A 24,129-nucleotide genomic window follows, 5' to 3' on the forward strand; every position below is an offset into this window, starting at 1 on the left:
CTCAGGCTTCGACCGCGGCCAGCGCCGCCACGTCGGCCGGCCCGTTCACCGCGCGCACCGCGACCTCCTTCGAGATCCGCCGGATCATCCCCGACAGCGCCTTGCCCGCGCCGATCTCGATCATCTCGCCGACGCCCTCGCCGGCCATGTAGAGCACGCTCTCGCGCCAGCGCACCCGGCCCGTGACCTGCTCGACCAGGAGCCGCCGGATCTCCTCCGGATCGCTCACCGCCCCGGCGCGGACATTCGCGACCACCGGCACCGCCGGCGCGCTGATCTCCGTCTCCGCCAGCGCGTCCTTCATCACCTCGGCCGCCGGCGCCATCAGCGCGCAATGGAACGGCGCGCTCACCGGCAGGAGCAGCGCGCGCTTGGCGCCCTTCGCCTTGGCGATCTCCACGGCCCGCTCGACCGCGGCCTTGTCGCCGGAAACCACCACCTGCGCCGGATCGTTGTCATTGGCCGCCGCGCAGACCTCGCCCTGCGCGGCCTCCGCCGCCACCGCCTCGGCCCCCGCGAGATCGAGCCCGAGCAGCGCGGCCATCGCGCCGACGCCGACCGGCACCGCCTCCTGCATCGCCCGGCCGCGCAGCCGGAGCAGCCGCGCCGCGTCGGTCACGCTGAGCGCCCCCGCCGCCGCCAGCGCCGAATATTCGCCGAGCGAATGGCCCGCGACGAAGGCGGCGCGTTCGATCCCGAAACCCTCCGCCTCCATCGCCCGGAAGGCGGCGAGCGAGGTCGCCATCAGCGCCGGCTGCGCGTTCGCGGTCAGCGTGAGCTCGGCGATGTCGCCCTCCCAGATCAGCGCCGAGAGCTTCTCGCCCAGCGCGGCGTCGACCTCCTCGAACACCGCAGCCGCGGCCGGATAGGCTTCCGCGAGATCCCTGCCCATGCCGATCACCTGGGCGCCCTGCCCAGGAAAGACGAACGCCCGTTTCATAGCGGTCCCCCATGTTTTCCGCCTGACTAGCGCCCGCCCGCCCCACCGTCCACCCCGTAGGGCGGACCTCGGTCCGCCTTCCCCGCCGCCCGCCCGCCGGTTCGCCACCCCGCGTAGGGCGGACCTCGGTCCGCCGTCCTCCCCGCCTCCCCCCCGCCGGCCGCTCCTCGTCCATCCCTCGCCGTCAAAACGCGAGCCCGCCCCCCTCCTTCACCTCCTTCATCACGAAGAAGGTCCGCGTCTGCCGCACGCCCGGCAGCGCGATCAGCGCCTCGGCGTGGAGCTTGTTGAAATCGGCCATGTCGCGGACCCGGATCCTCAGCAGATAGTCGAAATCCCCCGCGACCAGATGGCAGTCGAGCACCATCGGCAGCGTCAGCACCGCCGCCTCGAAGGCCGCGAAACTCTCCGGCGTCGAGCGGTCGAGCACCACGCCCACCAGCACCGCGGTGCCGAGCCCGACCGCCTCCGGCGCGATCTCGGCCCGGAAAGCCCGGATCACCCCGGCCTCGACCAGCCGCCGCACCCGCCGGTGGCAGGTCGCGGGACTGACGTTCACCCGCTCCGCGAGCTCCGCGTTCGCCATGCGCCCGTCCTCGCGCAGGAGCCGCAGGATGCGAAGGTCGATTCGGTCGAGACCGGGTGTGAGAGAATCTTCCATTCCGTAGCCTCTATCCGAAACATATCTTCCTCTTCCAGCCTCCAGACGAGCCTGTCTGCCAACCGTGGGCCGAAGTTTGAAAGCACCCCTCGCCCCGCTCGTGCTAGCTCCCCTCCGACCCATCCAGAACGGAGCCCGCCCATGCGCCTCGCCGAATTCGACCGCTATCCCCTCACCTTCGGCCCGACCCCGATCGAGCACCTGCCGCGCCTCACCGAAGCCCTCGGCGGCGCGGTCGAGATCTATGCCAAGCGCGAGGATTGCAACTCCGGCCTCGCCCTGGGCGGCAACAAGCTCCGCAAGCTCGAATACATCGTGCCCGACATCCTCGCCTCGGGCGCCGACACGCTCGTCTCGATCGGCGGCGTGCAGTCGAACCACACCCGCATGGTCGCGGCCGTCGCCGCGAAGCTCGGCCTGAAATGCCGGCTCGTCCAGGAAAGCTGGGTCCCGCACGAGGACGCGGTCTATGACCGCGTCGGCAACATCCTGATGACCCGCCTGATGGGCGCCGACAGCCGGGTGATCGACGACGGATTCGACATCGGCATCCGGAAGAGCTGGGAGGATGCGATGGAGGAGGTCCGCGCCGAGGGCGGCAAGCCCTACGGCATCCCCGCCGGCGCCTCGGTCCACCGCCTCGGCGGCCTCGGCTACGTCGGTTTCGCCGAGGAGGTGCGCGAACAGGAGAAGGCGCTCGGCTTCGCCTTCGACTATGTCATCGTCTGCGTCGTCACCGGCTCGACCCAGGCCGGCATGATCGTCGGCTTCAAGGCCGACGGCCGCGCCGATCGCGTGATCGGTATCGACGGCTCCGGCACGCCGGACCAGACCCGCGCCCAGGTCGCGGAGATCGCCCGGAACACCGCGGAACTGGTCGACCTCGGCCAGGAGATCACCGAGGGCGACATCCATATCAACCCCGACTACGCCTCTCCCGCCTATGGCGTGCCCTCGGCCGAGACGAACGCGGCGATCCGCCTCGCCGCCCGGACCGAGGCGATGATCACCGATCCGGTCTACGAGGGGAAATCGATGCAGGGGCTGATCGACCTCACCCGGAAGGGCTTCTTCCCCGCGGGCTCGCGTGTCCTCTACGCCCATCTCGGCGGCGCCCCGGCGCTCAACGGATATGCATATACATATCGCAACGGCTGACCCCGAGGCACCGCGCAGTCCGAGTCTTGCCTTTTGCCCCCCGATCTGACATAGGCCCGCATCCCTCCAAGGATTGCGTCGCGCGGCCTCTCGTATGGACCCGGAGGGTGTTGGTTCCATTTTGAAGCCCGCTTGGAAAAGGTGGCACGCATGTCTCTCTACGAGCATGTCTTCATCGCGCGTCAGGATCTCTCCAACGCGCAGGCCGAAGGGCTCATCGAGCATTTCGGCCAGGTCCTGAAGGACAACGGCGGCTCGGTCGTCGGTCAGGAATACTGGGGCCTCAAGACGATGGCCTACAAGATCAACAAGAACCGCAAGGGGCACTACGCCTTCCTGAAGTCCGACGCCCCCTCGGGCGCGGTGCAGGAAATGGAGCGCCTGATGCGCCTCCACGAGGACGTGATGCGCGTCCTGACCGTGAAGGTCGAGGCCCACGAGGAAGGCCCCTCGGCGGTGATCCAGTCGAAGAACCAGCGCGACGAGCGCGACCGCGGCCGCCGTCCGCGCCGCGACGACGACAGCAACAGCGGCAGCAACTGAGGAGGGTCAACCCATGGCGAACAGACCGTTTTTCCGTCGTCGCAAGTCCTGCCCCTTCTCGGGTGCCAATGCGCCGAAGATCGACTACAAGGACGTGAAGCTGCTGCAGCGCTACATCTCCGAACGCGGCAAGATCGTGCCCTCGCGCATCACCGCCGTCTCCTCGAAGAAGCAGCGCGAGCTCGCCCGCGCGATCAAGCGCGCCCGCTTCGTCGCGCTCCTGCCCTACGCCGTGAAGTAAGGAGACGGAGATGGAAGTCGTACTTCTCGAACGCGTCGCCAAGCTCGGCCAGATGGGCGAGGTGGTGAACGTCAAGCAGGGCTACGCCCGCAACTTCCTGCTGCCGCAGGGCAAGGCGCTCCGCGCCACGGAAGCGAACCTGAAGCGCTTCGAGAACGAGCGCGCGCAGCTCGAGGCCCGCAACCTCGAGGCGAAGGGCGAGGCCGAGAAGGTCGCGGGCCGACTCGACGGCCAGAGCTTCGTCGTGATTCGCTCCGCCTCCGACGGCGGCGCGCTCTACGGCTCGGTCACGACCCGCGACATCGCGGACGCCGCGACCGAGGGCGGGTTCTCGCTCGACAAGCGCCAGGTGGTGCTGAACCAGCCGATCAAGGATCTCGGCCTGCACGAGATCGAGGTGCACCTGCACCCCGAGGTGACGGCGGCGATCACCGTGAACGTCGCGCGCAGCGCCGAGGAAGCCGAGATGCAGGCCTCCGGCAAGAGCATCCAGGAACTCCAGGCCGAGGCGGACGCCGAGGCCGAATTCGACATCCAGGAGCTCTTCGACGACATCGGCGGCGCGGTCGAGCCCGGCGACGACGATCGCTGAGCGTCCGCTCCGAGCTTCGGAACAGGAAAAGCCCCGCCGCCCGGCGGGGCTTTTTTCTTGGCGTTCACGTTTCCTCGGCCCCGCCGCGGCGAAACTCGCGCGCGACCGGCGGAGATGGTAGCATGCGACACCGACAGCTTCAGGAAACCCCGATGGAAGAGCCGCGGCCAGAGAGATTCACCGCCGACGAGTTCATCGCCTGGGCGCTCGAACAGCCCTCGGGCCGCTACGAACTCCATCACGGCAGGATCTTCGCGATGGCGCCCGAGCGGGTGAACCACGCACGCGCGAAGGCCCAGATCTGGCTCGCCCTCCGCGCCGCCCTCGCCGCGCGCGGCCTGCCCTGCGAGGCGATGCCGGACGGCGTGACGGTCCGGATCGACGCCGATACCGTCTACGAGCCCGACGCGCTGGTCCGCTGCGGCCCGCCCGCGCCGGGCGACGCGACCGAGATCGACGATCCGGTCATCCTGGTCGAGGTGGTGTCGCCGTCGAGCCGCGGCGTCGATACCGGGCTGAAGCTCGCGCGGTATTTCTCCCTGCCGAGCGCGCGGCACTATCTGATCGTCGACACCGAGGGGCGCGGCGTCACCCATCACCGCCGGGAAGAGGACGGGACGATCACGGCGCGTATCCTGCGCGACGGGGAGATCGCGCTCGATCCGCCGGGGGTCCGCGTTCGGGTCGCCGACATCTTCGCCGGGCTCTGAGGCGGTCCCGGAGGGAAACCCTCATCCCACGGCCGGCGACCGGCGTGCCCTCCAGGCCCGCCGGTCCTGCCGGGCGGTCAGGATGGCGATGACGATCCAGGTGCCGTGGAACACCAGCCCCGCCAGCACCACGGCCACGCCCGGGAGCGGGCCGATCGCCGCGCGGATGAAGAAGACGTCCCAGTTCGGCACCGAGATCGGATGGATCGCGAGCTTGCCGTAATAGGCGACCGCCTGCACCGCGAGGATGTAGCCGTAGTTCTTGCGCAGCCTCCGCCCGATCGCGCGGAGATAGCTGATGTGGAAATCCGGATGCTCGTAGTCATGGGCGAGCAGCGTGTTCCAGCGCCCGTCGAGCCGCACCCCCTCGCCGCGCAGCAGCGGACCGCAGACATCCGTCTCCAGCAGGCGGCAGCGCGCGCGCCAGACGTTGAAATAGCGGTAGCGCCGCGCCTCGAAGAGCAGGAAGACCATCACGAGCAGCCCGACCAGGATGAGCGGCAGCGGGGAGGCGCCGGGCCCCGAGAAGGTGAGCGACAGCGCGAGGCCCGTCGTCACCACCGCCCAGTTCGTCGTCTGGTCGAGCCGGGTGCGCCAGATCGTGCTGCGGTAGACCTCGCCCCGGTAGATATGCGCGAGCATGCCCATCTCGGAGGAATCGAGTTCCTTCCCCGACGTGATCCCGTCCATCGCATCTCCCCCCTGTCGTTCCCGGCCGCGCCGCCGGGTTTTCCGCCACTATGGCCGAGGCCGCGGCCCGCGGCCAGCACTTGCCGCCACCCGGTCATCCCCGTTATCCCCGCGATTAACAGGCGGCGCCGGCGAGCAACCGGGCTATAACGACCGCTTCGAGGAGAGAGCAGATGGCCGATGGACCGACCGCGCCCGAGGAGCTTTCGGGCAGCACGCTTCCGCATAATGTCGAGGCGGAACAGGCGCTTCTGGGCGCCCTTCTGGTCAACAACGACGTCTTTGACCGGGTGTCCGCGATTCTGCGCGCGGACCATTTCTTCGATCCGGTGCATGCGCGGATCTATGAGGTGGCGGGCGAGCGGATCAAGAAGAACGCGCTCGCGACCCCGGTGACGCTGAAGGCCTTCTTCGAGGAGGACGCGGGCCTCGCGGAACTCGGCGGTCCCGCCTATCTCGTCCGCCTCGCGGGCGCGGCGATCTCGCTTTTCGCGGCGCGGGACTACGCGCAGCTCATCTACGATCTCGCGATCCGGCGGGAGCTGATCCTGATCGGCCAAGGCATCGCCGAGAAGGCGATGCGGATGGAGGTCGACAGCGAGCCGCGCGACCAGATCGTCGCCGCCGAGCAGGAACTCTACCAGCTCGGCGAGCAGGGCAAGGTCGACAAGGGCTTCGTCACCTTCCGCCGCGCGGTGACGGAGGCGGTGAACGTCGCCAACGCCGCCTACCTGCGCGACGGCGGACTCGCCGGCATCTCGACCGGCCTCGCCGATCTCGACAAGTGGCTGGGCGGCCTGCACACTTCCGACCTGCTGATCCTCGCCGGCCGCCCCTCGATGGGCAAGACCGCGCTCGCGACCAACATCGCCTACAACATCGCGCGCTCCTACAAGCGCGGCATCCGGCCCGATGGCAGCGAAGGCGCGGTCGAGGGCGGCGTCGTCGGCTTCTACTCGCTCGAGATGTCCTCCGAACAGCTCGCCGCGCGCATCCTGTCGGAGGCGAGCCGGGTGCCCTCGGACCAGATCCGCCGCGGCGACATGACCGAGGAGGAGATGCGCCGCTTCATCCAGGCGGCGCGCGAACTCGAGAACTGCCCGCTCTTCATCGACGACACGCCGGCGCTGCCGATCTCGACCATCGCCGCCCGCGCTCGGCGGCTGAAGCGCCAGCACGGGCTCGACGCGCTCTTCATCGACTATCTCCAGCTCGCCCGCCCCGCCTCGTCGCGCTCGGAGGGACGCGTGCAGGAGGTCTCCGAGATCACGCAGGGTCTGAAGGCGATTGCGAAGGAACTGAACGTTCCCGTGATCGCGCTCTCCCAGCTCTCGCGGCAGGTCGAGAGCCGCGAGGACAAGCGGCCGCAGCTCTCGGACCTGCGCGAGTCGGGCTCGATCGAGCAGGACGCGGACGTGGTGATGTTCGTCTTCCGCGAGGAATACTACCACGAGCGGCTGGAGCCGCCGCAGAACGATCCGAAATACGCCGAATGGCAGACCAAGATGGGCGATCTGCACGGCAAGGCCGAATGCATCATCGGCAAGCAGCGCCACGGGCCGGTCGGCACGGTGCGGCTCGCCTTCGAGGGGGCGTTCACGCGGTTCTCGAACCTCGTGAAACCCTATCAGGCGGGCTCGGACATCGACTTCGGCTGAGGCCGCGGACCCGGGGGCGGCGCGGGAGGTGAAACCCTTTCCCCGCCGCCGCGTTGGAAGCGGACAACGCGAAGAAGAGGTTTTCAAATGCGTATCACCGGTTCCATCCTGGCTCTCGGCCTCGTCCTCGGGCTTTCCGCCTGCAACACGATGAAGGGGGCGGGCGAGGACATCCAGTCCGGCGGGAGCGCGATTTCGGACCAGGCCACCGAGACCCAGCGCAGCATGTGATATTCGGGCCGGCGGCGCTCAGGTCAGGAAGAGCGTCGCCAGGCCGAGAAAGGCGAAGAAGCCGAAGACGTCGGTGATCGTCGTCACGAAGGTACCGGAGGCCAGCGCCGGATCGGCGCCGGCCCGTTCCAGCCCGATCGGGATCAGCACGCCCGCGAGCGCCGCCATCACCATGTTCCCGACCATCGCGAAGGCGATGACCGCGCCGAGCCGGGCGTCCTGATAGAAGAGCCCGCTCATCGTCCCGATCATCAGCGCGAAGCCCAGACCGTTTAGCAGACCCACCACCGCCTCGCGCCCGATCACGCGCGGCATGTTCGAGGCGGTGAGATTGCGCGTGGCGAGCGCGCGCACGGCCACCGTCAGCGTCTGCGTCCCGGCGTTGCCGCCCATCGAGGCCACGATCGGCATCAGCACGGCGAGCGCGACCACCGATTCGATCACGCCGGTGAAGACCGAGATCACGGCGGAGGCGAGGATGGCGGTGCCGAGGTTGACGGTGAGCCAGATGAAGCGGCTCCGCGCAATCTCGCTCACGCTGTCGTTCAGCCCCTCGTCGCCGACGCCGGCGAGCAGGCGGTAGTCCTCCTCGGTCTCCTCCTCGAGCACGCCCATCGCATCGTCGATCGTGACCACCCCGGCGAGGCGGCCGTCGGCATCCACCACCGGGGCCGAGATCAGATGGTACTTGTTGAACTCGCGCGCGACCTCCTCCTGGGTCTGGTCGACCTGGAAGGTACGGAAATCCTCGCTCATCAGATCGGCGAGCCGCGCGGCGCGGGGCGCGGCCATCAGCCGGCCGAGGCCGACGAGGCCGGTCGGGCGCAACTGCGGGTTGACGATGATGATGTCGTAGAAGCTCTCGGGGAGCTCATCCTCGCCGCGCAGGAAGTCGATCGCCTCGCCGACGCGCCAGTGCTCGGGCGCGAGCACGACCTCGCGCTGCATCAGGCGGCCGGCGGAATAATCCTCGTAGGTGGCGAGCGAGCGTTCGACCGCGACGCGGTCGGCGAGGTCGAGCGCGCCGAGCAGGCGTTCGCGCTGCGGCTCGTCGAGATCCTCGGCGAGGTCGACGACGTCGTCGGTCTCGAGTTCCTGCGCCGCGGCCTTCAGCACCGGATCGGGCAGTTCCTCGAGGATCTCGTCGCGCACGCCCTCGTCGAGTTCGGAGAGCACCGCGCCGTCGAACCCGTCGCCCCAGAGCTTGATCAGGTCGCGCCGCTCGCCCCGGTTGATCTGTTCGAGCAGGTCGGCGATGTCCGCGGCGTGCAGCGGTTCGAGCAGTTCCTCGAGCCGGGGCCGGTCCTCCGCCTCGACCGCCTCCAGCACCGCCTCGACCTTGCGCCGGGTAAGCTTGTCGCCCTCGATCTCGGCCAGGATCTCGGCTTCGAGCCGCGCCGCCTCCTCGGCGCGCGCGGCTTCCTCCGCGGCCGCCCTCTCGGCGCGTGCGGCTTCCTCGGCGGCGGCGCGTTCGGCGCGCGCCGCGGCGCGGTCCCCGGCCTCGGCCTCCTCGGGCGTCCGGTCCCCCTCCGGCGCCCCGGACGGGCGGGCGCGCGACTCTTCCGCGTCGTCGGGCGTCGGGATCTTCTTCTCGTCCTCGCTCATCACCTTCTCCTCGCCGACCGCGCAAGCCCGCGGCCATTTACACGGACATCGCCCCGGACAGAAAGCCGCCTCGCTCAAGATTCCGCGTCCCGCCGTCGGTTTTTCGCGAATGTTTCCGGAGGTGTGGCGCCCGCTCCGGCGTCCCGCTCCGCGGGTCGGGGCTTGACCCCCGGCGCGGCATCGGTCCCAGTGTTCGCATCCGCGAAAGAGGAGGTTCCACCTTGGCGCGCGCCCGTCTGACCATCGACCTCGACGCGATCGCGTCGAACTGGCGCGCCCTCGCCTCGATCGCCGGGCCCCGGGTCGAGACCGCCGCCGTCTTGAAGGCCGACGCCTACGGGCTCGGCGCGGACCGCGTCGGCCCGGCGCTGGCCGCAGCCGGGGCGCGGTCCTTCTTCGTCGCGCTCGCCGAGGAAGGCGCGGCGCTCCGCGCGGCGCTCGGGCCGGGGCCGTCGATCCGCGTGCTGGGCGGGCTGATGCCGGGCGACGCGGCGCTCTGCCGCGAGGCGACGCTCACGCCCTGCCTCAACAGCCCCGCGCAGCTCGCCGAATTCGAGGCGGAGCTTCCCGGCGCCCGCTGCGCCCTCCAGATCGACAGCGGGATGCGGCGCCTCGGCTTCGCCCCCGCCGAGCTCACCGCCTGCGCCGGGCGGCTGCGCGCGCTGCGCCCCGATCTGGTGATGAGCCATCTCGCCTGCGCCGACGTGCCGGGCCATCCGTGCAACGCCGTCCAGCTCGACCGTTTCACCGAAGGCTCCGCCCTCTTTCCGGGCGTGCCGCGCAGCCTCGCGGCGACGCCCGGCACGCTGCTCGGCCCCGCCTGGCATTTCGACCTCGTCCGGCCGGGGATCGGGCTCTTCGGCGGCTTGCCCTTCGCCGCCGCCCTGCCGGTGGTCCGGCTGGCGCTGCCGGTGATCCAGACCCGCGCGGTCGCGCCGGGCGAGCCGGTCGGCTACGGCGCCGCCTGGACCGCCGAGCGCCCCTCGGTGGTCGCGACCGTCTCCGGCGGCTACGCCGACGGCCTTCTCCGCGCGATCGCCTCGGGCGGGGTCGCGCTCTACGCGGGCGAGACCGCCTGCCCGCTGATCGGCCGGGTCTCGATGGACCTGCTGACGGTCGACGTCACCGACCTCGCCGAGGTGCCGGCCGAGCTCGAGATCCTCAACGCGCACCAGGGCGTCGACGATCTCGCCCGCGCCGCCGGCACGATCGGCTACGAGATCCTGACCAGCCTTGGCGACCGCTACGAACGCGTCTACAAGGGCGCGGCCTCCCGATTGGACCCCGCATGAATCTCGCCACCTTCGTCATCGGCTTCCTGGCCTCCATCGGCCGGTCCGTCCTCGCGCTCCTGACCGCGACCGGGCGGGTGGCGCTCTTCACGCTGGAGACGCTGTCGCACGCGGTGCGTCCGCCCTACTACCCGGGCGAGTTCGGCAAGCAGATGCTGACCATCGGCTATTTCTCGCTTCCGGTCGTCGGCATGACCGCGCTCTTCACCGGCGCCGCGCTCGCGCTGCAGATCAAGGCGGGCGGCGGGCAGGTCGCGAGCGAGCAGCTCGTTCCCTCGGTGGTCGCGATCGGCATCGTGCGCGAGCTCGGGCCGGTGCTCGCCGGGCTCATGGTCGCGGGCCGCATCTCCTCGGCCATCGCGGCCGAGATCGGCACGATGCGCGTGACCGAGCAGATCGACGCGCTGACCACGCTCTCGACCGACCCGCTCAAGTATCTCGTGCTGCCGCGCGTGCTCGCCTCGCTCGTCGCGCTGCCGCTCCTCGTCGCGGTGGCGAACGTGATCGGGATCATGGGCGGCTATCTGATCGCGGTCGGCACCTTCGGCTTCAATCCGGGCGCCTATATCAAGAACACCCTCGACTATATCGACACGGTCAGCGTCGTCTCCTCGCTGGTGAAGGCCGGCACCTTCGGCTTCATCCTCGGGCTGATGGGCTGCTACCACGGCTACAACTCCGGCCGCGGCGCGCTCGGCGTCGGCCAGGCGACGACGAACGCGGTCGTCTCCTCCTCGATCCTGATCCTCGCCGCGAATTACGCGCTGACGCAGGCCTTCTTCTGATGCCCGATCCCAGCCAGACGCCGAAGCTCCAGCTCGTCGACGTGCACAAGTCCTTCGGGCCGAAACGCGTGCTCGCGGGCGTGAACCTCGACGTGATGCCCGGCGAGAGCCTCGTCATCATCGGGGGCTCGGGCACGGGCAAGTCGGTGACGCTCAAATGCATGCTCGGCATCCTGAAGCCGGAGAAGGGCCAGGTGCTGATCGACGGCGCGCCGCTCGCCGAGGTGGACAGCGAGGCCTTCCTCAACGACTTCGGCATGCTCTTCCAGGGCGGCGCGCTCTTCGACAGCCTCACCGTCTGGCAGAACGTCGCCTTCCGGCTGCGCCGCAAGCCCTTCTCGCTCTCGAAGAAGGAGGCGCGGGAGCGCGCGATCGCCAAACTCGCCCGCGTCGGCCTCGGCGCGGAGACGGCGGACCTGTTCCCGGCCGAGCTCTCGGGCGGGATGCAGAAGCGCGTCGGCCTCGCCCGCGCGATCGCGACCGATCCGCATGTGATCTTCTTCGACGAGCCGACGGCGGGGCTCGATCCGATCATGGCCGGCGTGATCAACGACCTGATCCGCGAACTCGTGACAGAGATGGGCGCGACGGCGGTGACGATCACCCATGACATGACGACGGTGCGCACGGTCGCGGACGACGTGGCGATGCTCCATGACGGGCTGGTGCGCTGGCACGGGCCGGTCGCCGACATGGACACCGCGACGGATCCCTACCTCGACCAGTTCATCCACGGGCGGGCGACCGGGCCGATCGCCGCGATCCGCTGATGGCCGCCCGCGGTCCCCGCTACGCCTGCCTCGAATGCGGCGCGACCCATGCGAAATGGGCCGGGCGCTGCGATGCCTGCGGCGCGTGGAACTCGATCGTCGAGGACGCGGGGCTCTCGTCCGGCCCGGCGAAATCGCTCGGAAGCGCGCGCGGCAGGCGCGTCGCGCTCTCCGATCTCTCCCATGCCGAGCCGGAGCCGCCCCGGACGCTCTCGGGGATCGCCGAGCTCGACCGGGTGCTCGGCGGCGGGCTGGTGCCCGCCTCGGCCATCCTCGTCGGCGGGGATCCCGGCATCGGCAAGTCGACGCTGCTCCTGCAGGCGGCCGCGGCCTTCGCCCGCGCGGGCGGCTCCGCGCCGATCTATGTCTCCGGCGAGGAGGCCTCGGCGCAGATCCGGATGCGCGCGGCGCGGCTCGGCCTCACCGAGGCACCGATCCGGCTCGCGGCGGAGACGAACCTGCGCGACATCCTGACCACGCTGGAGGCCGAGCGGCCCGCCGTCGCGATCATCGATTCGATCCAGACCATGTGGGCCGATCACGTCGAGAGCGCGCCGGGCTCCGTCGCCCAGGTCCGCGCCGCGGCGCATGAACTCGTCACCTTCGCCAAGCGGCGGGGCACGGCGGTGATCCTCGTCGGCCATGTGACCAAGGACGGCCAGATCGCGGGCCCGCGCGTGGTCGAGCACATGGTCGATACCGTGCTCTATTTCGAGGGCGAGCGCGGGCACCAGTTCCGCCTGCTCCGCTCGGTCAAGAACCGCTTCGGCCCGGCCGACGAGATCGGCGTCTTCGAGATGACGGGCGCGGGGCTCGCGGAGGTGACCAACCCCTCGGCGCTCTTCCTCTCCGAACGCGGCACGCCCTCGCCGGGCTCGGTCGTCTTCGCCGGGATCGAGGGCACGCGGCCGCTGCTCGTCGAGGTGCAGGCGCTCGTCGCCCCCTCCGCGCTCGGCACGCCGAGGCGCAGCGTCGTGGGCTGGGATTCCGGCCGGCTCGCCACGGTGCTCGCGGTACTCGAATCGCGCTGCGGCATCGGCTTCGCGGGGCTCGACGTCTATCTCAACGTCGCGGGCGGCCTCAGGATCTCGGAACCCGCCGCCGATCTCGCCGTCGCGGCCGCGCTCGTCTCGGCGCGCGAGGACACCGCCCTGCCCGCGGACGCGGTGATCTTCGGCGAGATCAGCCTCTCGGGCGCGCTTCGCCCGATCGCGCAGGGCGAGGCGCGGCTGCGGGAGGCGGCGAAGCTCGGCTTCGGCCAGGCCTACGCGCCGGAAGGCTCGAAGCTGCCCGCCTCGAGCGGCCTTGCCATTCACATGGTTGCGAACCTCGCCGGGTTCATAGAGAAGTGTTTCGGGTCCGGAACGCGCTCCGGACCTGCTCGCGAGACGACTGGGGACGGCTAGGATCAGCATGGACGGTTTCACTCTTGTCGACGGCGCCGTGCTCGCGGTCATCATCATCTCCGCCGTCCTCGCCTATGCGCGCGGCCTGATGCGCGAGATGCTGTCGATCGCGGGCTGGGTGGCGGCGGCGATCGCGGCCTTCGCCTTCGCCCCGGCCGTGGACCCGCTGATGCGCGAAATTCCGGTGCTGCGCGACATTCTGGGCACGAATTGCGAGCTCGGCCTGCTCGCGGGCTTCGCGGCGGTCTTCGCGGTCGCGCTCATCATCGTCTCCTTCTTCACGCCGCTCCTCGCCGGCGTGGTGCACAATTCCGCGCTCGGGCCGATCGACCAGGGGCTCGGCCTGCTCTTCGGGGTCGCGCGGGGCGTGCTGCTCGTGATCATCGCGCTCGTCGTCTACGATCAGGTGCTGGGCGCGGGGGGCGTCGCGATGGTCGACGACAGCCGGAGCCGCGCCGTGCTCGATTCGACGCAGAAGCGGCTGACCGAGGACGCGCCGGCCGCGCTCTCCTGGGTCGTCGGGCGCTACGAACTGTTGACCCAGAACTGTGCCCAGCCGGCCACATGAGCCGAAGGCGCGGGTGACATTCCCGCGACACCGCCCTATATAGGCCCCGATCCCCGAGACTCAGAGCGGTGTGCCAATAGTGTTGTCTCATCCCTTCGACGACGACGAGCTGCATGAGGAATGCGGCATCTTCGGCGTGACCGGCGTCCAGGACGCCGCGAATTTCGTCGCCCTCGGCCTGCATGCGCTGCAGCATCGCGGCCAGGAGGCGGGTGGAATCGTGTCCTACGACCAGGCGGCCGGCTTCTCCGAAGCCCGCCGCTTCGGCTACGTGCGCGACAATTTCACCAAGGCCTCGCTGATGGAGACGCTGCCGGGCAGCCTCGCCATCGGCCATGTGCGCTACTCGACCGCCGGGTCGAAGGGCACGACGGCGATCCGCGACGTGCAGCCGCTCTTCGCCGAATTCGCGATGGGCGGCTGCGCCATCGCGCATAACGGCAACCTCACCAACGCGGTCGCGCTGCGCGAGGAGCTGATCCGGCACGGCTCGATCTTCCAGTCGGGCTCGGATACCGAATGCATCATCCACCTGATGGCGCGCTCGATCCAGAAGACGATCCCCGAGCGGATCAAGGACGCGCTCCGCCGGGTCGAGGGCGCCTTCTCGGTCGTCGCCATGACGCGCTCAAAGCTCATCGGCGTGCGCGACGCGCTCGGCGTGCGGCCGCTGATGCTCGGCCGGGTCGGCGAGACCGGCTGGGTGCTCGCCTCCGAGACCTGCGCGCTCGACATCATCGGCGCGACCTTCGAGCGCGAGGTCGAGCCCGGCGAGATGGTGATCTGCACCGAGGAGGGGGTGGAGAGCTTCTTCCCGTTCCAGCGGGTGAAGCCGCGGTTCTGCGTCTTCGAATACGTCTACTTCTCGCGGCCCGACAGCGTGATCGGCGGCCAGTCGGTCTACGAGACGCGCCGCCGCATCGGCGAGGAACTGGCGAAGGAGGCCCCGGTGGAGGCCGATCTCGTCTGCCCGGTCCCCGACAGCGGCACGCCTGCGGCGATCGGCTTCTCCCAGCAGTCGGGCATCCCCTACGCGATGGGGATCATCCGCAACCAGTACATGGGCCGCACCTTCATCGAGCCGACCGAGCAGATCCGCAACATGGGCGTGCGGCTGAAGCTCAACGTCAACCGCGCCATCGTCCAGGGCAAGCGCGTGGTGCTGGTCGACGATTCCGTGGTGCGCGGCACGACGAGCCAGAAGATCCGCGACATGATCATGGACGCGGGCGCGGCCGAGGTGCATTTTCGCATCGCCTCGCCGCCGACGATGTGGCCCTGCTTCTACGGCGTCGACACGCCCGACCGCTCGAAGCTCATCGCCGCGCGGATGAGCGAGGAGGAAATCCGCGAGTTCATCGGCGTCGACAGCCTGAAGTTCGTCTCGCTCGACGGTCTCTACCGCGCCTGCGGCGCCGAGGAGGGCCGCGACCCGCGCGCGCCGCGGTTCTGCGACGCCTGCTTCTCCGGCGAGTATCCGGTGCGCCCCTCCGACATGATCGACACCGGCTTCAAGCTCAAGGTCGTGGCGTGAGCGACGCGCCCGTCGCGCTCGTCACCGGCGCGAGCCGGGGGCTCGGCTACGCCGTGGGCCGCGCGCTCGGCGCCCGGGGCTTCCGCGTCGTCGCGGTGGCGCGCACCGTCGGCGGGCTCGAGGAGCTCGCCGATGCGATCGAGGCCGAGGGCGGCCCCTCGCCCACGCTGGTGCCGCTGTCGCTGACGGATTTCCAGGGGCTGGCCCGGCTCTGCCTCGCGGTGCACGAGCGCTGGGGCCATCTCGATCTCGCGGTGCATTGCGCCGCGAACGCGCCGCCGCTCGCGCCCGCGCCCTTCATCGCGGACAAGGATTTCGACCAGTCGATCGAGGTGAACCTGCGCGCGACCGAGCGGCTCGTCACCATGCTGACGCCGCTCCTGCGCGCAGCGCCGGCGGGGCATTTCATCCATGTGACCGACGACCGGGCCGGCCAGCCGAACCACGGCGCCTATGGCGCGGCGAAGGCGGCGGCGGAGGCGCTCCTGCGCTCCTTCGCGGCGGAGAGCGCGCGGATCGGGCCGAAGGTCTCGATCTTCCTGCCCCGGCCGATGCCGACCGCGCTGCGCGCGCGCTTCTTCCCGGGCGAGAATCCCGCCGGCCTCGCGCCCTGCGCCGAGGAAGCGGCCCGGCTTCTCGAACTCGTCGACGTCCCCGCGCCCGTCGCGAGTGCCTGACACCGGAAGCCGGCCCGGACACGAAAAAACCCCGCGAGAGACCTCGCGGGGTTTTTCTTTGGGAGAGCCGGTGGCGGGCGCCCCGAGGGGCGCCCCGCCCGCCTCAGCGGCCGGCGGTCTTCGCCACTTCGGCGGCGAAATCCTCGGCTTCCTTCTCGATGCCCTCGCCGACGGCGAGACGCGCGAATTCGACAATCTCCACGCCCGCGTCCTTCGCCGCCTGACCTACGGTGATGTCGGGGTTCATCACGAACTTCTGCTTCAGAAGCGTGACTTCCTCGAAGAACTTGTTCATCCGGCCGACGATCATCTTCTCGATCACCGCGTCGGGCTTGCCGCTCTCGCGGGCCTGCTCGGTCAGCACCGCCTTCTCGCGCTCGACCAGCGCCGGATCGAGATCCGTCTCGGAGAGCGAGGCCGGCGAGGTGGCGGCGATGTGCATCGCGATCTGCTTGCCGACGCCGTTGTCCGCGCCCTTGAGCGCGACGACGACACCGATCTTGCCCAGCCCGTCGGCCACGGCGTTATGCACGTAGGAGGCGACGGAATCGCCCTCGACGGCGACCATGCGGCGCATGTGGAGGTTCTCGCCGATGGTGGCGATCTTCTCGGTCACGGTTTCCTCGACGGTCTTGTCGCCGAGCTTCGCGCCCTTCAGCGCCTCGATGTCGGAAACCTCGGTCGCGACCTCGGCGATCGCGCGGACGGTCGCCTGGAAGTCGGAGTTGCGCGCGACGAAATCGGTCTCGGAATTGACCTCGACGATCACGCCGACGCCACCCTTGACCGCGACGCCGACGAGGCCCTCGGCCGCGGTCCGGCCGGACTTCTTGGCCGCCTTGGCGAGGCCCTTGGTACGCAGCCAGTCGATGGCGGCTTCCATGTCGCCCGCGGTCTCGGTCAGCGCCTTCTTGGCGTCCATCATCCCCGCGCCCGAAGCGTCGCGGAGTTCCTTCACCATCGTCGCGGTGATCGTCATCATCGCTCTCCTCAATTGATAAGGACGCCGGCGGGACGCCGGCGCCACTGAATTCGCGGCGGCGGAGGCTAGCCCCGCGCCGCGACAGTCACATGACGGCTTACGCCTCGGCCGGGTGCGGCTCCTCGGCGAATTCCTCGACCGGCGCCTCTTCCATCGCGCCGATGTCGATGCCCGCCGCGCCCATCTGGGCCGACATGCCGTCGAGCGCCGCGCGGGCGATCAGGTCGCAGTAGAGCGCGATCGCGCGGGCCGCGTCGTCGTTGCCCGGGATCGGATAGTCGATGCCGTCCGGCGAGGAGTTCGAGTCGAGCACCGCGATGACCGGGATGCCGAGCTTCTTCGCCTCGAGGATCGCGAGATCCTCCTTGTTCGTGTCGATCACGAAGATGAGGTCCGGCACGCCGCCCATCTCGCGGATGCCGCCGAGCGACTTCTGCAGCTTGTCCTGCTCGCGCTCGAGGTTCAGCCGCTCCTTCTTCGTGAGGCCGCTCGCGCCCGACTCGAGCTTCTCGTCGATCGCCTTCAGCCGCGAGATCGAATTCGAGACGGTCTTCCAGTTGGTGAGCGTGCCACCGAGCCAGCGGTGGTTCATGTAGTACTGGGCCGAACGCTCGGCGGCGTCGGCGACGGCCTTCTGCGCCTGACGCTTGGTGCCGACGAAGAGGACGCGGCCGCCCTTGGCGACGGAGTCGCGCACGGCTTGCAGCGCCTGGTCGAGCAGCGGCACGGTCTGCGTGAGGTCGATCACGTGGATCCCGTTGCGGTCGCCGTAGATGTACGGCGCCATGCGCGGGTTCCAGCGGTGGGTCTGGTGGCCGAAGTGAACGCCCGCTTCGAGCAGCTGGCGCAGAGTGAACTCGGGAAGAGCCATCTGAAGTCCTTACCTTTCCGGTTTCGCCTCGGCGGGGAGAAGAGCCTCTCGGCCCAACCGGTGGACGCCCGGGGATGTCTCCCCCGGGGCGCCGCGCCCCCGCCTGTGGATTGAATGGAGCGCCCCATAGATCGTTTCGGGGCGGAACACAAGCCCGCGTTCTGGAAAAGCAAAGGAAAGGGGCGGCCGATGGCCGCCCCGGGTAGCTCTTCGCGGATCCGGCGGCTCAGCCCGCCTGCGACCCCGGCGCGCGCCCGAGAAGCGCGTTGATCTGGTTCTGCTTCGACTGCCGGTCGGTCTGCTGGCCGGCGATGAGCTTGATCTCCTGAAGCTGCTTCACGGTGAGGGTCGAGGTATCGACGCCGTTGATGCCGATCTGGGCGAGATCGGTCTGCACCTCCTTCTCGATCGCGGACACGTCCGTCGGCGGCGCGGCGCAGGCGACGGTCACCAGCGGCGCCGCGAGCAGCAGCCCCATCGCGACGAGCTTGTTGGCAGTGCGTTTCATTCTCAGGCTCCCTCTCCGATGCTAGGCCTCGCGCGGTTCCGGCGTCGTTTACTTGGCCGAATACCGCGCTCGGCAGTCGCAGTTAAACCACGGGAGAGGAATAGGGTTCCAGACAATTGTCCGCGGGCGGGGATCCGCGCTCAGGCGAACTTGACGACCTCGGCCTCGATCTCGCCGAGCACCTCGCTCAGCAGGCCCGGATCCTCGCATTCGCCCATGATGCGCACCAGCGGCTCGGTGCCCGACTTGCGGATCAGCAGCCGGCCCTGGCCGTTCATGCGCGCCTCGCCGGCGGCGATCGCGGCCTTGACGCTCGCCGCCTCGAGCGGCGCGGCGCCCTTGGCGTAGCGCACGTTGCGCAGCGTCTGCGGATAGGCGCGGAAGACCCGGGCGAGTTCGCTCGCCCGCCGCCCGGTCTCGACCATCGCGCCGAGGAACTGGAGCGCGGCGATCAGCCCGTCGCCGGTCGTCACGTAGTCGGTCATCACGATATGGCCCGACTGCTCGCCACCGAGATTGTAGCCGCCCGCGCGCATCGCCTCGACCACGTAGCGGTCGCCGACCGCGGTGCGCAGGAGCCGCAGCCCCTGCCCGGCAAGATGCCGCTCGAGCCCGAGGTTCGACATGACGGTCGCGACCAGCGTGCCCCGGGCGAGCCGCCCCGCCGCCGCCCAGCGGTCGGCGATCAGCGCCATGATCTGGTCGCCGTCGGCGACGGCGCCGCTCTCGTCGATGATCATCACCCGGTCGGCGTCGCCGTCGAGGCTGATGCCGAGATCGGCGCCATGGGCGACCACCGCCTCCGCCGCGAGACCCGGGTGGGTGGAGCCGCAGTCCTTGTTGATGTTGAACCCGTTCGGCGAGACCGCGAGCGGCACGACCTCGGCGCCGAGTTCCCAGAGCACCTCCGGCGCGGTGCGATAGGCGGCGCCGTTCGCGCAATCGACGACGATCTTCAACCCGTCGAGCCGGAGGCCGCGGGGGAAGGTCGTCTTGGCGAATTCCATGTAGCGGCCGCGGCCGTCGTCGATCCGGGTCGCCCGGCCGATCGCCGAGGGCTCCGCCAGATCGGGCGCGCCGTCGAGCAGCGCCTCGATCGCCTCCTCGTCCTCGTCGGAGAGCTTGAACCCGTCGGGGCCGAAGAACTTGATGCCGTTGTCCTGGAACGGGTTGTGCGAGGCCGAGATCATCACGCCGAGATCGGCCCGCATCGAATGCGCGAGATAGCCGACGGCGGGGGTCGGGACCGGGCCGACGAGGAAGACGTCCATGCCGACGGAGGTGAAGCCGGCGGTGAGCGCGTTCTCGATCATGTAGCCGGAGCGGCGCGTATCCTTGCCGATCACCGCGCGATGCGCGTGCGATCCGGTCCGGAAGAACCGCCCGGCCGCCTGGCCGAGACGCAGCGCCATCTCCGCCGTCATCGGTTCGTCGTTCGCGCGGCCCCGGACCCCGTCCGTGCCGAAGAACTTGCGCGCCATCTCTCTCGCCCCGGTCTCTCGCCTAGCCGCCCGCGCCGCCTTCCTCGATCGCCGTCCAGAGCAGGGCGGCCTGCCGGGTTTCGGCGACATCATGAACTCGTAGCACCTGGGCGCCGCGGCGCAAGCCCTGCAGCGCCGCGGCGATCGAGCCCGGCATCCGGTCGGCGGGGCTCGGCGCATGGCCGATCGCGCCGATGAAACGCTTGCGCGAGACGCCGAGCAGCACGGCGCAGCCGAGATCGTGGAAGGCCGCGAGCCCGTCGATCAGCGCGAGATTGTGCGCGGCGGTCTTGCCGAAGCCGATCCCGGGATCGACGAGGATCCGCGCGCGCGGGACGCCGGCGGCGAGGCAGGCCTCGACGCGCGCCGCGAGATAGGCGTGGACCTCGGCGAGCACGTCATCGTAGGCCGGCGCCTCCTGCATCGTGCGCGGATCGCCCTTCGCATGCATCAGGCAGACCGAGACGCCGGTCCCGGCGACGAGATCGAGGCTCGCGGGATCGTATTCCAGCGCGGAGACGTCGTTGAGCAGATCCGCCCCGGCGGTGATCGCGGCGCGGGCGACCTCGGCCTTGCGCGTGTCGATCGAGATCGGCGCCGCGATCCCCTCCTCGCGCAGCGCCTCGATCACCGGCACCACGCGGGCGATCTCGTCGGCCACGCTCACGGTCTCGGCGCCGGGCCGGGTCGACTCGCCGCCGATGTCGAGGATGTCCGCCCCCGCCGCGATGAGCGCCCGGGCGCGTGCCACCGCGTCGGCGCGCGCGAGGAAGCGCCCGCCGTCGGAGAAGCTGTCCGGGGTGACGTTCAGCACGCCCATGATCCGCGGCCGGTCGAGCGAAAGGCCGAGGAGCGGCGCGCGGGGCGCGCTGAGCCGCGCGCGAACCGGAGCGCCGAGTTCCGAGACCGGGACCAGCCGGACCGGATGGCCGGGGCGGTGCTCGGCCACCATCGAGAAGAAGAGCGGCCCGCCCGCGAGCGGCAGCGCGTCGGCCGGCCAGGGCGCGCCGGTGAGCGGGATCGGCCGGTGGAAGATCGCGGTCACGAGACCACCCGCGCGGACGCGACCCGGGCGACGAGTTCCGGCAGTTCGTCGAAATGCGTGAACCGGCCCGCCACGGGCACGTCCGACCTCGGCTGCTCACCATACCCGCCCATGCGCAGCAGGAAGGGCACGCCGGCGGCCGCGGCCAGCTGCGCGTCGGCCAGGCCGTCGCCGATCACGACCGCCTCCCCCGGCGGAAGCTGCTCCGCGGCATGGGCGAACATCCGGGGATCGGGCTTCAGCACGTCGAGACTGTCGCCGCAGGTCAGGCCCGAGACCGGCGGCATCAGCGCGAGGCTGGTCAGGATGTCGCGCGCCGGCCCGCTCGGCTTCTGCGTGCAGACCGCGAGCCCGTGGCCCGCCGCCGCCAGCGCCATCAGCGCCCGGCGCGCGCCCGGATAGACCGTGGTCCCGGTCACCGGATCCGCGCCGTAGATCGCATGATAGCGCGCCAGCGCGGGCTCCACGTCGCCGCCAGGCAGGCCGCCGGTATGTTCGAGCAGCCGCGTGACGAGGACGCGCACGCCCCGGCCGACGAAATCCGAACAGGTCTCGGGGCTGACCGGCGCGCGGCCGAATTCCGTGAGCATCCGGTTGGCGCTCGCGAGCATCGCGGGCAGGGAGTCGACGAGCGTGCCATCGAGATCGAAAATGAGACGGGCCATCGCGGTTCCGAAGTCAGGAGGAAGGAGAAGGGGCGAGATCGGCGGGATGCCGCAGGCGGATCGCGCCCTCCGCCGCGGGGCCGTCGCCGGCCAGGGCGAGGGGCGCGCCGAGTTCGGCCGCGAGCCAGGCGGCGAGGCGCTCCGGCGCGCTCGCATCCGCCCCGGGCCGGGCGCGGGCGTCGAGCACCATCTTGACCGGCGCCCAGATCGCCCCCTTGCCCCGGGCGAGCGCCCAGTCGAGTTCGGTGCGCGAGCCGACGACGGCGAGGCCGGGCGCGCGCTCGGCGAGGCGCCAGGCGGCCTGGTCGATCGAGAGAAGCCCCGCGCGGAGCCCGGCCTCGGAGGTGGCGGCGGGCTCGGGAAGCGCCGGGCCGAGGCAGAGGACGAGCGGCCCCGGATGGGCGCCGAGCGCGGCGATCCAGTCCGGCCCCTCCGGGCCACCCATGACCTCCGGGGGAAGATAGACCACCCGCGCCGCCGTCGCCGCGCGCGCCTCGGCCACCGGCTCCGCCGCCGCGCGGGCGCGCACGATCTCGACTCCGAGCGCGCCCGAGCCCCGGTCGAGCTTCTCGACCCGGACGAAGGCGCGGAGTGCCCGGGGATCGGCGAGGCAGCGGTCCGCGATCCGCTCCGCCAGCGTCTCGAGCAGGTTCAACCGCTCCCGCGCCAGTTCCGCGGTGATCGCGTCGGTGATCGTGTCGTAGGAGATCACCCGGTCCACGTCGTCGCCCGCCGCCGCGTCATGCGGCGCGACCTCGAGCACGACGTTGAAGCGCAGCCGCTGGGTGACGCCGCGCTCCGCGCCGAAGGCGCCGATCTCGACCGCGCGCACGTCGTCGCGGACCGAGATCCGGTCGCACGGCTGGCCCGCGGCCGTCGCCCTGGCCCGCGCCTCGGGCGGGGCGAAGGCGAGCGCGGTCTCGGAAAGGGTATCGCCCACGGCACTGCCTCGCATCTCTTCCGGCCCCGATGTGTTAGCGGCGGGCGCCCCCGGTTGAAAGCGTGAACTTGGCGGATACGAAACGAGGTGTAGGCTCTGCGCGACATGGGAGCGAGCATGGGGAACGACATGGGAACGACGCGCGCGGCATCATGGGGCCTGATCCCGGTCCTCGCCCTGCTCGCGGGGATGGCGGGCGCGACCGAGACCCGGATCCCGCCGGACGACCTGCTCGCGCCGGTCAGCTGGTCGGCGCCCGATCAGGCCCGCTTCGCCGAGGCGGTGCTGCTCTATTCCAACGCGGCGCGCGAGGCGCGGGGCATCCCGCCGCTCCGCGCCGACCCGGCGCTGGCGCTCGCCGCGTCGAACCAGGCCGGAAACATGGAGGCGCTGCGCACGCTCAGCCATCGGCTGCCGATCCCGGGCGCCGTCACCTATCGCGACAGGCTGCGCGCGCTCGGCATCCCCTACACCCGCGCCGCCGAGAACATCGCGCTCGGCAAGCTCTACCGGCTGCTCGGCCGCCCCATCTCGCGGCGGTCGCAGGGCTGCGCCTTCACCTATGGCGATACCGGCGCGCCGGTGCCGATCCACAGCTACGCCAGTCTCGCCCAGGAAGTCGTCGCGCGCTGGCTCGCCTCGCCCGGCCACCGCGCCTCGCTGCTCTCGCCCCGCTACACGCGCGTCGGCGCCGGCCTCGGCGTCGATCCGACGGGCGCGGGATGCGGCGACGTCTACATGGCGCAGGCCTTCGCGGGCTGAGCGGCGGGGCTCAGCGGTAGAAGCTGTGGTGCCCGATCCGCGCGGTACGGGTCATCACCCGGGCCCAGGACGGCCGCACGCGCGCCGCGTGGAAATGCGTGGCGCCGTCGGTGACGGTACGCTCCCGCCCCGCGAGCATCAGCGTGGCGAGCTTCTCGGCCCTTTCGCGCGGCAGCGCGCTCTTCATCGTGTCGGCCCGGCCGTCGCAGGCATAGGAGAACTGGCAGGAGCGGCCGGCGGTGCCGACGCCCTGATGGGTCACGCCGCAGACGTTCTTGGGATAGGACGGGCTGTCCACGCGGTTCAGGATCACCTCCGCGACCGCGATCTGGCCCGCGAGCGGCTCGCCGCGCGATTCGAAATAGATCGCCTCCGAGAGGCACTTCCAGTCCGCGCCGCCCGTGGTTTCCGGCAGCGCGTCGAGCGCGGCGAAGGTCAGCGTGCTCTTGCCCGCCGCGCCGGCGAGCGCGCGGGCCGAGCCGGGATCGACGTTGCGGGTACCGATGACCGGCGTGACGCTGGTGGCCCGGCCCTTAGCGAGTTCCGCGAGCCGCCCCGTCCCGGCGAGCCGGGCCCGCTCCTGCCCCAGCACCTGCGCGACCGCCGCGGTCGGCACCGGCGCGGGCGTCTCGGCGCGCGCGGCGATCGGTGCGAAAACGGTTCCGAGGAGGCTGGCGGCGATGGCAAAAACCATTGGGAGCCGCCCGGAGGCGGGGCTGTGCAGGCCGTTCATGGGGCTTCCGTATCTTGGGCCGAGACTCGGGCTCGGTCAGCTTGCGCGTTAACTGCTCGTCATGCCCTACAAACCGGCGAG

At 70.6% G+C, this 24,129-nt stretch carries 27 protein-coding genes; 15 read left to right on the top strand and 12 right to left on the bottom strand.

Translation table 11 applies throughout. The annotated features are described in order from the left end of the window. Nucleotide 1: 1 nt before the first annotated feature. Together fabD and FJM51_RS10785 are read right to left on the bottom strand one after the other, a co-directional pair. Nucleotides 2-940 carry an ACP S-malonyltransferase gene (gene fabD / locus FJM51_RS10780; RefSeq protein ID WP_140454150.1) on the bottom strand — a complete coding sequence of 313 codons (939 nt, stop codon included), beginning with the start codon at nucleotides 938-940 and terminating at the stop codon, nucleotides 2-4. A gap of 184 nt (nucleotides 941-1,124) precedes the next feature. Beyond that, nucleotides 1,125-1,601: an Lrp/AsnC family transcriptional regulator gene (locus FJM51_RS10785; RefSeq protein WP_140454151.1), complete on the bottom strand. Its 477-nt coding sequence runs from the start codon at nucleotides 1,599-1,601 to the stop codon at nucleotides 1,125-1,127. 141 nt (nucleotides 1,602-1,742) lie between these two features. On the opposite strand from FJM51_RS10785, the gene FJM51_RS10790 reads away from it, so the two are divergent. From FJM51_RS10790 to FJM51_RS10810, 5 genes are all read left to right on the top strand, one after another. Continuing rightward, entirely contained in the window at nucleotides 1,743-2,759 is a 1,017-nt protein-coding gene (locus tag FJM51_RS10790; RefSeq protein ID WP_140454152.1) for a 1-aminocyclopropane-1-carboxylate deaminase, read from the top strand. A 150-nt stretch (nucleotides 2,760-2,909) separates the two neighbouring features. Continuing rightward, on the top strand, nucleotides 2,910-3,302 hold the full coding sequence (rpsF, locus tag FJM51_RS10795; protein WP_140454153.1) for a 30S ribosomal protein S6: 393 nt from the start codon (nucleotides 2,910-2,912) through the stop codon (nucleotides 3,300-3,302). Between the two features lie 13 nt (nucleotides 3,303-3,315). Continuing rightward, entirely contained in the window at nucleotides 3,316-3,543 is a 228-nt protein-coding gene (gene rpsR, locus FJM51_RS10800) for a 30S ribosomal protein S18 (RefSeq protein ID WP_140454154.1), read from the top strand. A 10-nt stretch (nucleotides 3,544-3,553) separates the two neighbouring features. Then, complete coding sequence (rplI, locus tag FJM51_RS10805) at nucleotides 3,554-4,135, top strand: 50S ribosomal protein L9 (RefSeq protein WP_140454155.1); 582 nt, start codon at nucleotides 3,554-3,556, stop codon at nucleotides 4,133-4,135. Between the two features lie 122 nt (nucleotides 4,136-4,257). After that, complete coding sequence (locus FJM51_RS10810; protein WP_210240266.1) at nucleotides 4,258-4,845, top strand: Uma2 family endonuclease; 588 nt, start codon at nucleotides 4,258-4,260, stop codon at nucleotides 4,843-4,845. 21 nt (nucleotides 4,846-4,866) lie between these two features. Here FJM51_RS10810 and FJM51_RS10815 read toward each other — a convergent pair whose 3' ends face one another. Then, the gene (locus tag FJM51_RS10815; protein ID WP_140454157.1) at nucleotides 4,867-5,535 is read right to left on the bottom strand and encodes a DUF2270 domain-containing protein; all 669 of its coding nucleotides are present in this window, start codon (nucleotides 5,533-5,535) and stop codon (nucleotides 4,867-4,869) included. A gap of 173 nt (nucleotides 5,536-5,708) precedes the next feature. On the opposite strand from FJM51_RS10815, the gene FJM51_RS10820 reads away from it, so the two are divergent. Both FJM51_RS10820 and FJM51_RS10825 read left to right on the top strand, forming a co-directional pair. Further along, the gene (locus tag FJM51_RS10820; protein ID WP_140454158.1) at nucleotides 5,709-7,193 is read left to right on the top strand and encodes a replicative DNA helicase; all 1,485 of its coding nucleotides are present in this window, start codon (nucleotides 5,709-5,711) and stop codon (nucleotides 7,191-7,193) included. 87 nt (nucleotides 7,194-7,280) lie between these two features. Continuing rightward, the gene (locus FJM51_RS10825) at nucleotides 7,281-7,424 is read left to right on the top strand and encodes an entericidin A/B family lipoprotein (protein ID WP_140454159.1); all 144 of its coding nucleotides are present in this window, start codon (nucleotides 7,281-7,283) and stop codon (nucleotides 7,422-7,424) included. Between the two features lie 18 nt (nucleotides 7,425-7,442). Here the strand turns inward: FJM51_RS10825 and mgtE are convergent, their stop codons facing one another. Then, entirely contained in the window at nucleotides 7,443-9,029 is a 1,587-nt protein-coding gene (gene mgtE, locus FJM51_RS10830; RefSeq protein ID WP_140454160.1) for a magnesium transporter, read from the bottom strand. A gap of 221 nt (nucleotides 9,030-9,250) precedes the next feature. On the opposite strand from mgtE, the gene alr reads away from it, so the two are divergent. From alr to FJM51_RS10865, 7 genes are all read left to right on the top strand, one after another. Further along, entirely contained in the window at nucleotides 9,251-10,321 is a 1,071-nt protein-coding gene (alr, locus tag FJM51_RS10835; RefSeq protein ID WP_140454161.1) for an alanine racemase, read from the top strand. Further along, nucleotides 10,318-11,106, top strand: coding sequence for an MlaE family ABC transporter permease (locus tag FJM51_RS10840; RefSeq protein ID WP_140454162.1), 789 nt, complete (start codon nucleotides 10,318-10,320; stop codon nucleotides 11,104-11,106). Before alr ends, FJM51_RS10840 begins: the two co-directional genes overlap by 4 nt. Further along, the gene (locus FJM51_RS10845; RefSeq protein ID WP_140454163.1) at nucleotides 11,106-11,876 is read left to right on the top strand and encodes an ABC transporter ATP-binding protein; all 771 of its coding nucleotides are present in this window, start codon (nucleotides 11,106-11,108) and stop codon (nucleotides 11,874-11,876) included. Before FJM51_RS10840 ends, FJM51_RS10845 begins: the two co-directional genes overlap by 1 nt. Further along, entirely contained in the window at nucleotides 11,876-13,282 is a 1,407-nt protein-coding gene (gene radA, locus FJM51_RS10850) for a DNA repair protein RadA (protein ID WP_140454164.1), read from the top strand. Before FJM51_RS10845 ends, radA begins: the two co-directional genes overlap by 1 nt. Before the next feature lie 7 nt (nucleotides 13,283-13,289). Continuing rightward, entirely contained in the window at nucleotides 13,290-13,850 is a 561-nt protein-coding gene (locus tag FJM51_RS10855; protein WP_140454165.1) for a CvpA family protein, read from the top strand. A 76-nt stretch (nucleotides 13,851-13,926) separates the two neighbouring features. Continuing rightward, a complete protein-coding gene (purF, locus tag FJM51_RS10860) occupies nucleotides 13,927-15,384 on the top strand; it encodes an amidophosphoribosyltransferase (RefSeq protein ID WP_438502752.1) in 1,458 nt (485 codons plus the stop codon). After that, nucleotides 15,381-16,061 (top strand): SDR family NAD(P)-dependent oxidoreductase, encoded by a 681-nt coding sequence (locus tag FJM51_RS10865; protein ID WP_140454167.1) that lies wholly within the window; start codon nucleotides 15,381-15,383, stop codon nucleotides 16,059-16,061. Before purF ends, FJM51_RS10865 begins: the two co-directional genes overlap by 4 nt. A 103-nt stretch (nucleotides 16,062-16,164) precedes the next feature. On the opposite strand, the gene tsf is transcribed toward FJM51_RS10865, so the two are convergent. The 7 genes from tsf to FJM51_RS10900 all read right to left on the bottom strand — a co-directional run bounded on the left by tsf (nucleotide 16,165) and on the right by FJM51_RS10900 (nucleotide 22,553). Continuing rightward, nucleotides 16,165-17,040 carry a translation elongation factor Ts gene (gene tsf / locus FJM51_RS10870; protein ID WP_140454168.1) on the bottom strand — a complete coding sequence of 292 codons (876 nt, stop codon included), beginning with the start codon at nucleotides 17,038-17,040 and terminating at the stop codon, nucleotides 16,165-16,167. Between the two features lie 100 nt (nucleotides 17,041-17,140). Next, a complete protein-coding gene (gene rpsB / locus FJM51_RS10875) occupies nucleotides 17,141-17,914 on the bottom strand; it encodes a 30S ribosomal protein S2 (RefSeq protein WP_140454169.1) in 774 nt (257 codons plus the stop codon). Nucleotides 17,915-18,140: 226 nt separating this feature from the next. Beyond that, a complete protein-coding gene (locus FJM51_RS10880) occupies nucleotides 18,141-18,422 on the bottom strand; it encodes a hypothetical protein (protein WP_140454170.1) in 282 nt (93 codons plus the stop codon). A gap of 140 nt (nucleotides 18,423-18,562) precedes the next feature. Then, nucleotides 18,563-19,903, bottom strand: a complete 1,341-nt coding sequence (gene glmM, locus FJM51_RS10885) for a phosphoglucosamine mutase (RefSeq protein WP_140454171.1) — start codon at nucleotides 19,901-19,903, stop codon at nucleotides 18,563-18,565. Between the two features lie 22 nt (nucleotides 19,904-19,925). Next, complete coding sequence (folP, locus tag FJM51_RS10890) at nucleotides 19,926-20,948, bottom strand: dihydropteroate synthase (RefSeq protein ID WP_233713073.1); 1,023 nt, start codon at nucleotides 20,946-20,948, stop codon at nucleotides 19,926-19,928. After that, entirely contained in the window at nucleotides 20,945-21,613 is a 669-nt protein-coding gene (locus FJM51_RS10895; protein ID WP_181164527.1) for an HAD family hydrolase, read from the bottom strand. The genes folP and FJM51_RS10895 overlap by 4 nt, the downstream gene beginning before the upstream one ends. A gap of 13 nt (nucleotides 21,614-21,626) precedes the next feature. Next, nucleotides 21,627-22,553 carry a dihydroneopterin aldolase gene (locus tag FJM51_RS10900; protein WP_181164528.1) on the bottom strand — a complete coding sequence of 309 codons (927 nt, stop codon included), beginning with the start codon at nucleotides 22,551-22,553 and terminating at the stop codon, nucleotides 21,627-21,629. Nucleotides 22,554-22,682: 129 nt separating this feature from the next. Between FJM51_RS10900 and FJM51_RS10905 the strand changes: the two genes are divergently transcribed. Next, the gene (locus tag FJM51_RS10905; RefSeq protein WP_181164529.1) at nucleotides 22,683-23,315 is read left to right on the top strand and encodes a CAP domain-containing protein; all 633 of its coding nucleotides are present in this window, start codon (nucleotides 22,683-22,685) and stop codon (nucleotides 23,313-23,315) included. A gap of 10 nt (nucleotides 23,316-23,325) precedes the next feature. Here FJM51_RS10905 and FJM51_RS10910 read toward each other — a convergent pair whose 3' ends face one another. Beyond that, nucleotides 23,326-24,048: a cell wall hydrolase gene (locus FJM51_RS10910; protein WP_140454175.1), complete on the bottom strand. Its 723-nt coding sequence runs from the start codon at nucleotides 24,046-24,048 to the stop codon at nucleotides 23,326-23,328. Nucleotides 24,049-24,129 lie beyond the last annotated feature (81 nt).

The organism is Amaricoccus solimangrovi (genome assembly GCF_006385685.1).
In the GTDB taxonomy this organism is placed as follows: Bacteria; Pseudomonadota; Alphaproteobacteria; order Rhodobacterales; family Rhodobacteraceae; genus Amaricoccus; species Amaricoccus solimangrovi.